The organism is Burkholderia alba, assembly GCF_034721475.1.
Classification (GTDB): Bacteria; Pseudomonadota; Gammaproteobacteria; order Burkholderiales; family Burkholderiaceae; genus Burkholderia; species Burkholderia alba.
This window is the reverse complement of sequence record NZ_JAWJWL010000010.1, coordinates 160540-172731: the sequence shown is the minus strand read 5'-3', so window position 1 is coordinate 172731 and position 12192 is coordinate 160540. Positions and strand designations below refer to the sequence as shown.

12 protein-coding genes are annotated in these 12192 nt (G+C 65.5%); 4 read left to right on the top strand and 8 right to left on the bottom strand.

All coding sequences use genetic code 11. The features are described from left to right. Window positions 1–67: 67 nt before the first annotated feature. Together RZR99_RS13905 and RZR99_RS13900 are read right to left on the bottom strand one after the other, a co-directional pair. On the bottom strand, window positions 68–457 hold the full coding sequence (locus RZR99_RS13905) for a DUF2946 family protein (RefSeq protein ID WP_323120352.1): 390 nt from the start codon (window positions 455–457) through the stop codon (window positions 68–70). Between the two features lie 123 nt (window positions 458–580). Further along, complete coding sequence (locus RZR99_RS13900; RefSeq protein ID WP_323120351.1) at window positions 581–1498, bottom strand: LysR family transcriptional regulator; 918 nt, start codon at window positions 1496–1498, stop codon at window positions 581–583. Window positions 1499–1945: 447 nt separating this feature from the next. Here RZR99_RS13900 and RZR99_RS13895 point away from each other — a divergent pair, with 447 nt between their 5' ends. Beyond that, window positions 1946–2614 (top strand): MarC family protein, encoded by a 669-nt coding sequence (locus RZR99_RS13895; RefSeq protein ID WP_323120350.1) that lies wholly within the window; start codon window positions 1946–1948, stop codon window positions 2612–2614. A 12-nt stretch (window positions 2615–2626) separates the two neighbouring features. Here RZR99_RS13895 and RZR99_RS13890 read toward each other — a convergent pair whose 3' ends face one another. The 5 genes from RZR99_RS13890 to RZR99_RS13870 form a co-directional block, all read right to left on the bottom strand. Beyond that, complete coding sequence (locus RZR99_RS13890) at window positions 2627–3493, bottom strand: CPBP family intramembrane glutamic endopeptidase (protein ID WP_323120349.1); 867 nt, start codon at window positions 3491–3493, stop codon at window positions 2627–2629. Between the two features lie 137 nt (window positions 3494–3630). Next, window positions 3631–4419 (bottom strand): DUF3050 domain-containing protein, encoded by a 789-nt coding sequence (locus tag RZR99_RS13885; protein ID WP_323120348.1) that lies wholly within the window; start codon window positions 4417–4419, stop codon window positions 3631–3633. 497 nt (window positions 4420–4916) lie between these two features. Continuing rightward, the gene (locus RZR99_RS13880; protein WP_323120347.1) at window positions 4917–5618 is read right to left on the bottom strand and encodes a fumarylacetoacetate hydrolase family protein; all 702 of its coding nucleotides are present in this window, start codon (window positions 5616–5618) and stop codon (window positions 4917–4919) included. 124 nt (window positions 5619–5742) lie between these two features. Continuing rightward, complete coding sequence (locus RZR99_RS13875; protein WP_323120346.1) at window positions 5743–6663, bottom strand: helix-turn-helix transcriptional regulator; 921 nt, start codon at window positions 6661–6663, stop codon at window positions 5743–5745. 195 nt (window positions 6664–6858) lie between these two features. Then, window positions 6859–7971, bottom strand: a complete 1113-nt coding sequence (locus RZR99_RS13870; RefSeq protein WP_323120345.1) for a response regulator — start codon at window positions 7969–7971, stop codon at window positions 6859–6861. Between the two features lie 314 nt (window positions 7972–8285). Between RZR99_RS13870 and RZR99_RS13865 the strand changes: the two genes are divergently transcribed. Then, window positions 8286–9713, top strand: a complete 1428-nt coding sequence (locus RZR99_RS13865) for a sensor histidine kinase (RefSeq protein WP_323120344.1) — start codon at window positions 8286–8288, stop codon at window positions 9711–9713. A gap of 22 nt (window positions 9714–9735) precedes the next feature. On the opposite strand, the gene RZR99_RS13860 is transcribed toward RZR99_RS13865, so the two are convergent. Further along, window positions 9736–10233 (bottom strand): acyl-CoA thioesterase, encoded by a 498-nt coding sequence (locus tag RZR99_RS13860; RefSeq protein ID WP_323120343.1) that lies wholly within the window; start codon window positions 10231–10233, stop codon window positions 9736–9738. 439 nt (window positions 10234–10672) lie between these two features. Here RZR99_RS13860 and RZR99_RS13855 point away from each other — a divergent pair, with 439 nt between their 5' ends. Together RZR99_RS13855 and RZR99_RS13850 are read left to right on the top strand one after the other, a co-directional pair. Beyond that, window positions 10673–11182, top strand: a complete 510-nt coding sequence (locus tag RZR99_RS13855; protein ID WP_323120342.1) for a sigma-70 family RNA polymerase sigma factor — start codon at window positions 10673–10675, stop codon at window positions 11180–11182. After that, the gene (locus RZR99_RS13850; RefSeq protein WP_323120341.1) at window positions 11179–12165 is read left to right on the top strand and encodes a FecR domain-containing protein; all 987 of its coding nucleotides are present in this window, start codon (window positions 11179–11181) and stop codon (window positions 12163–12165) included. Before RZR99_RS13855 ends, RZR99_RS13850 begins: the two co-directional genes overlap by 4 nt. Window positions 12166–12192: the final 27 nt, after the last annotated feature.

The window sequence follows — 12192 nt, the reverse complement described above, 5'->3', positions numbered from 1 at the left end:
GCTTCGACTGGGACAAACGCCGGCGCGCCTCGCACCGGCGTGGCCGGCATGCGAAGCGCGTGGACGATCAGGAACGGGCGGGTGGCCCGCGCGGCGGCGCGGCCGCGAGCTTGCGCGACTTGACGCGCGGGGTGGAAACGGCGGGAACGAAGGCGGTGCTGACGTACTGCGCATCGGCGACGATCGCGATCGGAACGGGCGGCAGCGCGAAATGGTGGCCGCTCGAACAGTACGGGCAATGCGGGGTATAGAAGGTCTTGGCGGGGGACGACGTCGGGGATGCGCCGTCGAGCGAGATCTGCTTGAAACCGCCGGCCGTGCAGAGCTGCAGCACGAGCGGCGACGACGCGCGCCCCGCATAGGCCTGCGCGAGCGTCGGCATGAGCGACTGGCACAGCATCGCGAAAATCGCGAGCCATGCGACCACCCCTCGACGCGTACGTTTGGCCAGTTTCATAGCGGCGGATTCTACTCGCCTCCGCGCCGCGCCGATTTTGGCGTGGTGCGGCAGACTGTCGCACCCGCCGGCGATCCGTCCGGCCGCCGGTTTGCGTGATGGGCGGCGCCGATCGGTGCGCGGCTATCCGGCGCGACGTACGCGGCGCGCCGCACCGCTTTCGACGAGATGATCGAGCAATTGACGTGCATAGGCGGGCAGCGCGTCGCGATCCTTCACGCACGCGCGCATTTCGCGCAGCGCCCAGGGATCGGCGATCCGAAGGACGCGGATCGCCATCGTGCGCTTGCAACGGCGTGCCGCCGATTCCGGCACGACCGAGACGCCGACGCCGTTCTCCACCATCCGGCAGATCGCATCGAAACTGCGCAGCCGGATGCGGGTGCGCACGCGTCGCCGCAGCGCGCGCGCCTGCGCGTCGAGATATTCCTGGATCGCGGCGCCTGCCGCATGGCCGACGAAGTCGTGGCTCAGCAGTGCCGCGAAGTCGATCTCGCGTAGCGGCTCGAATGCGTCGACGCGGGCCGGTACGACCGCGCACAGCCGATCGGTCGCGAACGGGAACGATTGCAGCGTGCCGATCTCGGCCGCCGCCGCGACGATGCCGATATCGGCGACGCCGTCGAGCAGCGCGCCGACGATCTCGTGGCTCAGGCGCTCTTCAACCTCGATATTGACGTTGGGATGCGCGGCAAGAAATTGCGCGACCGGCCCGGGTACGAATTCGGTCAGCGCGTTGGTGTTCGCCAGCAGCCGCACGGTGCCCTTGAGGCCGCGCGCGAATGCGCCCAGATCGTCGGTCATCCGCTGCATCCCGGTGAGCAGCGTGCGCGCGTGCTTGAGCAGCGCGTGGCCGGCTTCCGTCGGCACGACGCCGAGGCGCCGGCGCTCGAACAGCGGCACCCCGACTGCGTCCTCCATCTGTCTGATTCGCCCGCTCGCCGAACCGAGCGCGAGATTCGCGCGCTGCGCGCCGTGCGTGATGCTCCCGGCTTCGACGACGGCCACGAACAGCCGAAGGTCGGCGATATCGAAGCGCATGGGGTTCTCCGTCCGCGTGAAAGGCATGAGCCCGCGAGCGAGCCTGCGGACATTCCGAAGGATTCGCCGGCGGACCTCGCATTGTGTCGCGCCGGCGGGGTTTTCACAATGCGATGTACGGATATTCGACCGGAGTCCTACGGTGCCGCCCGTCCGTGGGATCGCGATGCCCGCAGGCCGGCGCGATGCGGCGTCGCCGCATCGCCGGGAGCGCACGGTGCGAAACGCGTGGCCAACAGCCGGGACGGGGAGACGGACAGCACGCGTGCCGCTGCGATCCGGCATGCCCGATTCCGCGATCACCCTGCTCGAAACGGCCGCCCCGGGCGGCCCGCTTTCCTCGCGGGCCGCCGAGCGATTTCAGGATGAAAAAGGAGAGGCGTGCTCTACAATGCGCGAGCCGTCGCAGCAGCCTTCCCGACCTCTCTTTTCTCACTCTTCGATGCGATGATCGTCGACCGTCTGATCTCCGAGATCCTGTTCGGCTTCACAGGCCTGATGGGCATCATCAACCCTTTCGGCATTGCATTCCTGTTCCTGGAGCGCACCGAATCGCTGACCGAGGCCGAACGCGGCGCGCTGGCCCGGAAGGTCGCGATCAACGCGTTCATCGTGCTGCTGGCGGCCTTCTTCGTCGGCACGCCCGTGCTGCATTTCTTCGGGATCTCGATGGAAGCGCTGCGGATCGGCGGCGGGTTCGCCGTCGCGGTGGCGGGTTGGCAGATGCTCAACGAGCCGGACGTGCCGGGCGGCGGCGCCGCGGTCAAGCCCATGGATGCGCAAAGCGCGATGGCGCGGGCGTTTTTCCCGTTGACGATTCCGCTGACCACCGGCCCCGGCTCGATCGCCACCGCGATCGCGCTCAATGCGAACCGCACGCACAAGCTGTCGGAATTCCTGCTGTCGAGCCTCGTGTCGGTCGCGGTGTCGGCGCTCGTCGCGCTGGTGATCTGGCAGACCTACAGCCGCGCGGCGTTTCTCGCGCGCTACCTCGGCACGGAAGGCACGAAGGTAGCGATGCGGGTGTCGGCTTTTCTGCTGCTGTGTGTCGGCGTGCAGATCATGCTGACCGGCTTCTCGGAATTCCTGCGACCGATTGCCGATCAGATCAAGTGACGCGGACGGCCCTTAACGGACCGCCTGGATCATCGGGTAGGTGAAAAGGGTGAAATGCGCCAGGTTCAGGCCCACGTGCGCGAGCACGGCGGACTGCAATCCGCCGAAGCGGTACGCGAGCCCGTAACCGATTCCGGACAGGAAGCCTACCGCGATCCACGGCCAGCCGCCCGCCGCGTGCGCGGCGCCGAACAGCACGGCGGCAAGCAGCAGTGCGATCGTTGCGCCGCCCGGTACGTTCTTCAGCAGGCGGCCGAGGCCGCCCTGCAGGTAGCCGCGAAACAGCGTTTCCTCGGCAAAGGTGACAAGCAGCAGGTTGTTCAGCAGCCACAGCCAGCCGAGCGCCGGCCACTTCGGCGCCCAGCCGACCATGCCGACGGCCAGCGCGAACGTCAGGCATGTCGCCGACGTCGCAAGCGCCGCGACGAGCGCGGTCCGCCAGATTCGCGCGCAGTCGACCGGCGGCTTGATCCAGGGCAGCACCCACATCAGCCAGAAGCCGACGAGCGGTTTGTCGAGATTCAGATACATCGTGAATGGCGCCGCATCGGGCGTGAAGCGCACCGGACCGATCACACGCGGGTTGTGGAAACCCGGCAGCCAGTGAAGCGTGAGCGCGATCGCGAGCGCAATGAAGAGCAGGTGTCCCGCATAGCGGATCGCCGTGCTTCGCTGCGGCGTCACCGCGAAGGCGGCAAGCGCGAGCAGGGCGATCGGCGCGAGGGCGACGGGGGCGAGCAGGCCGGTCGCGAGTGCGCCGGCATAGCCGAGCGCACACAGGCCGAGGCTCGCGATGCGCAAGCGAGGAAACCAGACCGCGAGCGCGGCAATGAAAATGGCGGCCCACGGTGCTGTGAGCCAGAGGAGGTTGCCGGACATGAAAAACGCCAATGTTCAGATGAAAGGCCGCACATGATAACGCGTGCCTGTTCCGGTCCTCCTCGGTGCGGTATCGGCGAGCCCCGGTTCCGGTCGCCTATCCGGTGCCTGGGCCGCTGATCGGCGATACGTTCCGTCTAAAGCGGCTGGGCGCTGGCGCGTCGTTCCTGGCTCAGATGCGCGAGCAAGCCGTCCCACAGCCGGAGGCGCTCGTCGATGGCGGCAAGTCCCGCTTCCAGCGCCTGCTCGAACTTCACGGGATCGTCGCCGGCCGCCTCGAGAATCAGCGCGCGTGCCGCCGGCCCGTGTTCGCCGGAATCCACTTCGATATGCCGGTCCAGGTAGTAGCTCAGCAACGGCACGCTCTTGCGATCGATACCCCAGGTGTCGAGCAGGGTGCGGAACATGTCGGGAATCACGTTCTCGCGGCCGTAGAAGAAATTGCCGAGCACTTCATGGGTCGGACGCTCCAGACACGTGGTCATCGTCGCGGTGACGAACGCATGAACCGGCGCGGGCGGCGCCACCGTGTCGAGCGCGGGGCCGATGCCGGTGCCCGCGCGCAGCAGCGTCATGAGCCGTTCGACCTGTTCGGTCGAGGCGTCGATGTCGCGCATCGCATGCAGGTACAGATCGTAGTGGCTCATGTAGCCGCGCGGCGTTTCATCGCACTCCTCACCAAGGACGATCTCGTTGATGAGCCGCGCGGCGTTGACGTTGCGCGGCGCGATCCACGGCACCGACACCGTCGTCAGATCCGCCTGCAGGCGCTTGACGAGGGACATGAAATCCCACACGGCGAACACGTGCCATTCCATGAAGGTCTGCAATTCTTCGATCGAACGAATCGAACTGAAAACGGGGTGATTAGCCAGCGCCTCGTGCTGAGCGGCAATCTTCGATTCCAGCAATTCAATCTTGGCCATGATGTTATTCCTTGGGAGAGGTCAGATTATGTTTTGATGCCGGGAACGGATCGAATAGGCGAGCGCTACCAGGCATTGCGAGCGGAACGGAATGTAGTTGGCCCGGCTCGCGCCTCCATAGTAATAAGCCTTAAGTGCGGAGTATCGCGTTTTCGACTCGCCGGGGAAGCCGCCTGGATAACAGAAGCCGGTTTCTTTTGGCGGCGCGGGCGAGGCAGATCCGAGGGGATTTTTTTATGATTTTCGTTTATGCGATTCGGTTTGTTTGCTCAGGGCGTTGGCCGAAAAGATAAATTTTTCCAATCCCCGATCGGCGGGATTTTTATTTGGCGAGGGGAATGGACGACGAAGCCGGCGGGGACGGTCCGGCGTCTGCCGCAATCGAATCTGTCGCAGCGCGGCGAACGAGCGGCGCGCCTTGTCTGGCCGGCCTTCGGGGAGGATCGCGACCGGCTGCGGCACGCCTGTCGCGGCGCCGCGCACCCGGTCGTCATGGTTTACACGGGTTTGGCGCCCACCGTGAATTCGAACGATGCCACGCCGTCGACGCCGCCCGTCACCCTGTCGCCCGGCTGCAGCGCGCCGACTCCTGCCGGCGTGCCGCTGAAGATCAGATCGCCCGCGCGAAGCTCGACCGAGCGCGACACGTAGCTGACGATGTCGGCGACCGGCCAGATCATGTCCGCGAGGTCGCCTTGCTGGCGAATCTCGCCGTTCACCGACAACCAGATGCGGCCGGTCAACGGATGCCCGATCGATGCGGCCGAATGCAACGGACTGACCGGACCGGACGCGTCGAACCCTTTGGCCCAATCCCACGGCCGGCTCAGTTTCTTCGCTTCGGCCTGCAGATCGCGGCGGGTGAGATCGACGCCGACGCCATAGCCCCACACATGGTCGAGCGCGGCGGCGGCCGGGATCGAACGGCCCGACCGGCCGATCGCGATCACCAGTTCGATCTCGTGATGCAGGTCGCCCGTCAGCGGCGGATAGGGGACGGTGCCGCTCGCCGGCACGACGGCATCGGCCGGCTTGGTGAAAAAGAACGGCGGCTCCCGATCGGGATCGGCGCCCATCTCGCGCGCGTGATCCGCATAGTTGCGACCCACGCAGAAGACGCGGCGCACGGGAAAGCGCGTCGTGGTCTCCGCGATCTCGACGGAGGTCGGGGTGGGCGGCGTCACAGCATAGTCGGTCATGTTCGAGTCCTCGGATAGGGATCGGCGCCGGCGGCCCGGTTGGCCGCCGTGAGCCGGTTGTTCATCACGATAGCAACGCTACCGCTGCGCGAGTGCGACGGAAGTGTCGATTCCATGGACAAAACTACGCTGGCCGAGCGGTGTCGGTACTGTTCGCTTCCCGATAATCTTTCGGGGACATGCCGACGCGCGCCCGAAAGCGCCGTGAAAAATAGCCTTCGTCGCGAAAGCCGACCGCGCGCGCGATGTCGGCGATGCGCCGCGTGGTGTGCGCGAGCAGCGATTGCGCGAGCGCGATGCGGCGCTCGGTAACGAGATCGGTGAAGGTACTGCCGGTTTCCTTGCGAATCAGATGCGCGAGATAGTTCGGCGAAAGGAAGGTCGCTTCCGCGGTATTCGCGAGCGTCAGTTCGCCGCTCGTCAGGTTCACGCGAACGTGACGCATCACGCGCGCGAGCGCATCGCGTCGGCCGGCGCGCTGCGCGCCGCTCTGCGCGAGCTTGCCGAGCCCACCCGCGTACTGCGTGCACACGAGCCCGATCAGTTGCAGCAGGTAGCCGCGCAGCAGCGGCACCGAGCCGAACGTGCGGGCCCGGTCGGTATCGAGCATGCGCTGTGCAAGCCGGCGCGCTTCGTCGAACGCGCCGCCCGTCAGGATGAAATCGAGATGTTCCTGGAAGCGGAACGGCGTGAGTTCGGGAACCCGCTGCGCGGAGACATCCTCGAGATCGAGCGGGTCGACGTCGAGATCGGCGCGCAGGAACGCCTGCGAAAAATTGATGACGATGAAGTGCGCGCCGGGCGGATGCGGGATCAGATGCTCGCGATACGGCAGGATGAATGCGAGCGCGCCGTGCGGAAACGGCCGGGTGACGCCGCCGATCCGCTGTTCGGTGTCGCCGCCGAGATTGAGCTGGATCTGGAAGTACGCGTGCCGGTGCGATTCGGTGATGGCCTGGCGCGTGGTCTGATCGCGGATGTAGAAATCGAGACGGTCGCTGCGCTCGGGCATTCCGTAAGTGCGCGGCAGGGAGGGGGCGGGCATGGCGATCGATACGAGGTCAGGCGGGACGAGTCGCGATGGTACAGCGGTTGGCTGCATCGCGCCGGATCCGGCAAAGCGCGCGCGGCCTCGGCACGGCGGACATCGGCGGCGGGCTTGCGCGCGGCGAGGGGGCATATCCGGGCATGGCCCGGGTTGCTTCGCGCAGGGACAGGGGCGGGCCGATTCCCTGCTCCGTCATTTCGAACGCAGTTGCCCCGATTCGCTCCATTCCGCGAAGGTCAGCGGCTGCCACTCCAGTTCGCTCCTGTCGAGCCTGACCCAGGTATAACTGACGTCCGGCAGCCCGGGAACGACATGAAGCGGCGCGCGGTGCGCGGGCCGGGAGCCTGACCGGTAGGTCTGATCCGGCCAGAAAACGGGAATGAAGCGCCGCGCCTGGATATCCTGTTCCAGGTCCGCCGGGCCGCGCTCGTCGCGCACCACTTCGCACTGGAAAGACCAGTCGTTTTCATCCCAGGCGAGAAACACGCCCGGTTCGCCGTCCGCATCGAACGTCAGCACGGCGTTCTGTTCCGGCCGCCAATAGTATTCGACAATGCGTTCGCGGCTGACGACGCTGTCGAGCACGGCCATCACCTCGGGCTTGCAATAGACCGCACCGATGCGATGCACGCCGATCCGGCCGCGTTTCATGCAGTGGCTGCGGCGGGCTTCGTCCAGCAGCGCCCGCAGCTTTTTCCCGAGGTTCGGCTCGGACTTCCTCAGGTAATAATCGATCAGACCCGCGTTGAACGCCTTGACGGCCTGCGTATCGCCCGCCGCGCCGGTCAGCAGGATGCGCGTGCAGGCCACGTTGTCCAGCCGGGACAGAAATTCGATCCCGGTGAGATTGGGCATGTCGTGATCGACGATGATCGTGGCGACGGTCTCGAACCGCGTCTCGTCCTCCATCACGTCCGGCCCGATGGCGTTCACGTAGCCGCGCTCGATCTCCCCGCACTCGGATTCGGCCATGCGGGCCGCGGCGGCCGGGTATCCGTTTCGCATCACAAAATCCAACGCCTCGGCCGGGCTCGAAAAGAAGTGATTTGTCCGAGTGTCCGGAAATATACCCTTCAGCGCATACAGAAAATCGGAACTATCGTCGATAAACGCCACCGAAATGGGGTACCAGACGGGTTGCCTGACATAGTCGCTCATTGTTGCCCTCGACATTAACCGCGCACATGAACCGATTCCGCGTGACCGATGCCTGGCGCAGATCGAATGTGGCCGATTATCGGCGCATCCGCCCGCTGCCGCAACGCAGATCCCTTCCAACGGACCGCCCGGCATGCCAGTGATCAACGAATGAGACCCTGTCAAATCTATCATCCGTGTTAACCAGCATTCACAAATCCGTAGTCACGCTTCTCCGATTATTACCAAGAAAAATCAAATTCAATCTGATGAGATGGCGTCGAATCCATTCATTTCCTGTTCTAGAATCGCGGTGAAATAGGTAAATCGACGAGATCGGCCGAGTTGTTTCTCGCGCATCACGCTCCGCGCGCTGAAACGGTGAGATCGGCGCACTGCCTGTGATTGATCTTGGCGGCGGACGGCGCTGGAAAGTGGTCCGCAGCGTGCCGCCAACTGACTGACCTCTACCCGGGCCGACCATGTATTCCCTTGTTCCTGCATTCGTGTCCGCGCTCTTCCTAGGCTTCGGATTGTACGTCTGGATGGCGGAGGGCATGACCCGGCAATCCGCGCCGTTCGGCGTGATGTGCGTGTTCACCTGTGCGTGGCAGGGTATCTGGGCGTTCCTGTTTCAGACCTCGGACCCGGATGTGGCGCTGACGCTGGTCCGCATCGGCTATCTCTTCATCCTGTTTCTGCCCACGACGTTCTATCACTTCATCACCGAAGTCACCGCTCGTCGCCGGGAGCGGCCGTGGCTGATCTGCTCGTACCTGTTCAGCACGATGCTGGCGGTCATCCTGCTCACGGGCGACGACATGGTGGCGGGTTACCACACGTATTTCTTCGGCCCGTATCCGCGCGCCGGCATACTGCATCCCATTCACCTCGCGCAGACCGCGCTGCTCGCGAGCCGGAGCGGCTGGCTGCTGCTTTCCGCCAGATCGAGCGTGCAGACCGGCGCGCGCCGCCGTCTGCTGGATCTTTGCCTGCTCAGCCTGCTGTTCTACTCGCTCGCGGCGGTCGACTATGCGGTCAACTACGGCGTCGCATTCTATCCGCCCGGCGCCATCTTCATCGCGGTCAGCCTGGGCATTCTCGCGGTCGCGGTGGTGCGCTACGGACTGATGCGCCCGTATGCCCTGGCGGCTTCGGTTGCGCACGAGGTGGCGACGCCGCTCGCCGCCATCGGCCTGCACGCGGACGAGTTGAACGATGCGCTTCCGGATCTCGTGCGCGGCTACCAGCTCGCCGCCCAGCACGGGCTGTTCGTGGACGAGATGTACCCGGGGCAGACCGACCGGCTGCTGAACATCGTGTCCGAGATCAGAAATCAGGTGGACGCCACCAGCACGGTGATGCAGATGTCACTCGCGTCGTTCACGCTCGACAAGGTCGACCGGACGAGCTTTTCCGCGTACCCCGTCCAGCATTGCGTGAACCTTGCGCTGGAGCGGTTTCCGTTTCGCGGCAGCGAGCGAAGCCTCGTCGCCGTCGCGCCGATCGATCCGCACCTGAGATTCTGGGGGCAGGACGTGTTGCTGACATTCGTGATTTTCAATCTGCTCAAGAACGCGCTCTACGCGATTCAGGCAGGGGGAAGGGGCAATATCGAAATCTCGGCGTCGAACGTCTCGGGCGCGTGCCAGGTTCATTTCAGCGATACCGGACCGGGCATCAGCACCGACGTACTGCCGCACATTTTCGACGATTTCTTTTCCACGAAATCGCACGGCAGAGGCGCCGGGATGGGCCTGGCGTTTTGCCGCCGGGTGATCCGCGCGCTCGAGGGCGAAATCACCTGCAAATCGGAACTCGGCACGCGGACGCTGTTTACGATACGGCTGCCCCTGCCGCCGGCTTCCCGCGACACGGAGCCGCTCGGCGTGGCGACATCCCCCGGCTGATGAAGCCGGGGGATGCGTCCGATTAATTGACGGCCGACGGCAGGATCATTTCATAGTCCTTGACGCGTTCGATGATGCCCTCGGGGAAACGCCGGATGCGCCGATCGCTGGCCGCGAACAGAATCTGCTGGTAGCCGAGCGAGACGAGCCGGTTGTCAATCATGAAACGGAAGACCAGGTAGGCCGAGCACTGCCTGACGGCAAACGTGTTCAGGTAGCAATCGACCCGTTGGAACGGGAAGGTTTCCTCCACGTACTCCTGGTGCGCCCGCTTGGTGATGAAGATGCCGCCGGTCGCCAGCAGGTTGTCGTGAATGCACTCGTGGAACCAGCGTTCGCGGCAGACGCCCTGCCATTCGAAGTAGCGGGAAAAGTAGGTGTTCGAGAACGCATTGGAATCCTTCAGGTAGATATCGATCGGATGATGGAAGGTCTTGTGGGCCGCATCTTCCAGACCGTATTGCGGACGCAGCACGAGGCTTTGGGACAGAAACGACGGAATGGCTTCTCGGGTTTGCATGGTGTAACTCCAGATGAACGACTGCAGCGGCAGCCCCGCGCTCCTCCCGGAAAGGAAGGAACGGTTTTCATTCTGGTCCCGGTGTCGATTCGGCAAGAAAACACGCCGGCAGGTATCGGCGGGTATCCCATGCGTTGAAAGGCGCGGCCGGCCATGCGGCCGTTGGCGCGCCGACGGCATTCGGCGGCGGCGCCGGTCGGCGAGGATGGGGCGAACATCGGCTATTCCGCGCGGAAATCGGGGAAGTCGTTCGACGGCAACGCAGCGTAGCCCGCGCGCGCTTTGATCCCGGTCATCCCGCACCGGCACAACCGCGTTCCGGTGATTGCCGGATTCCCCCTGGTGTGCTCGCGCCGTGTAGGGTTGCTGCAAGTTTGTATATAATAATCATTCTCATTTACATATGCAGCCACCGGCGTGAATCCGGGGAGGGCGGCTCATGTCGGCAAACAAACTGCATCTGCACCGCGAAATCTCGGCGCTCTACACCGGTCATCACCGCTGGCTGCACGGCTGGCTGAGCAAGAAGCTCGGCTGCGGGCACCGGGCCGCCGACCTCGCGCACGATACCTTCATGCGCCTGCTCGCGCGTGACGAGCCGATCGGCGCGAGCGAGCCCCGCGCGTTCCTGACGACCGTCGCACAGCGCGTGCTATACAACCACTGGCGACGCGAGCAGGTCGAGCGCGCGTATCTGGACGCACTACAGCAGATTCCGGAAGCGCATGCGCCGTCGCCCGAGACGCGCGCGATCCTGCTCGAAACCCTGATGGAAATCGACCGGCTGCTCGACGGCCTGCCGGCCGCCGCGAAGCGCGCGTTTCTGCTGTCGCAGCTCGACGGACTCTCGCATGCGCAAATCGCGGCGCAGTTGCGGGTGTCGCTGTCGACGGTGAAGCGCCATCTCGTCAAGGCCGGGGCGCAGTGCTTTTTCGCGATGGCGGCGTGAGCGCGCCGCAGCGGCCGGCGGTGCCGCCGCACGTTGCGCGGCAAGCGGTCGAGTGGTGGGTCGATCTCAGCTCGGACCTCGCGACCGACGCGACCCGCGCCGGCCTCGCGCGTTGGCGGAAAGAAAGCCCGCTGCACGAGGCTGCCTGGCACCACATCGAGACAATCAACGGCCGGCTGACCCGGCTCGCGAGCGAGCTGAGCACGGACGCCGCGCGCGCCGCGCTGTTGGCGCCGCACACGAAGCGCCGCCGTTCCGCCGTCAAGGCGCTGGCCGTGCTGCTGTTCGCCGGCGGCGCGGCATGGACGGTCGAACGGCGCGCGCCGTGGCAAGACTGGCGTGCCGATCTGCGCACGGCAGTGGGCGAGCGGCGTAGCGTCGTGCTGGCCGATCGAACGACCGTCATCCTGAACACCGACTCCGCCGTCGATATCCGCTTCGATGAGACCACGCGCGGCGTACATCTGCTGCGCGGCGAAATCATGGTGACGAGCGGACGCGATGTCCGCTCGGTGCCGCGTCCGCTCGCGGTGTTCACCGCGCAGGGCGAGTTGCGGCCCATCGGCACCCGCTTCGCGGTGCGCCAGCAAGCGGCGGCGAGCCGTGTCGAGGTGTTCGAGGGCGCGGTCAGCGTCGCGCCGTTCGACTCCGATGGCCCCGCGCAGGTGGTGGCGGCCGGAGAGGGCGCCCGCTTCACCCGTATCGCGCTCGATCCGCCCGATCCGCTCGCCGAACATGCGGCCGCGTGGACGGACGGCATGCTGGTCGCGGCGGGCATGCGGCTCGCCGATCTGCTCGACGAGATCGGGCGCTACCGGCGCGGCCGCGTGGACTGCGATCCGGCGGTCGCGGACCTGCGCGTATCCGGCACCTATCCGCTCGGCGATACCGACCGGATACTCGACGCGCTGCGCGCGACGCTGCCGGTCGAGATCCGCTTCTTCACGCGCTATTGGGTCCATGTCGTGCCGGTGCGCGCGTGATGCACGAAAATTTTTTGCCGCTTGCCT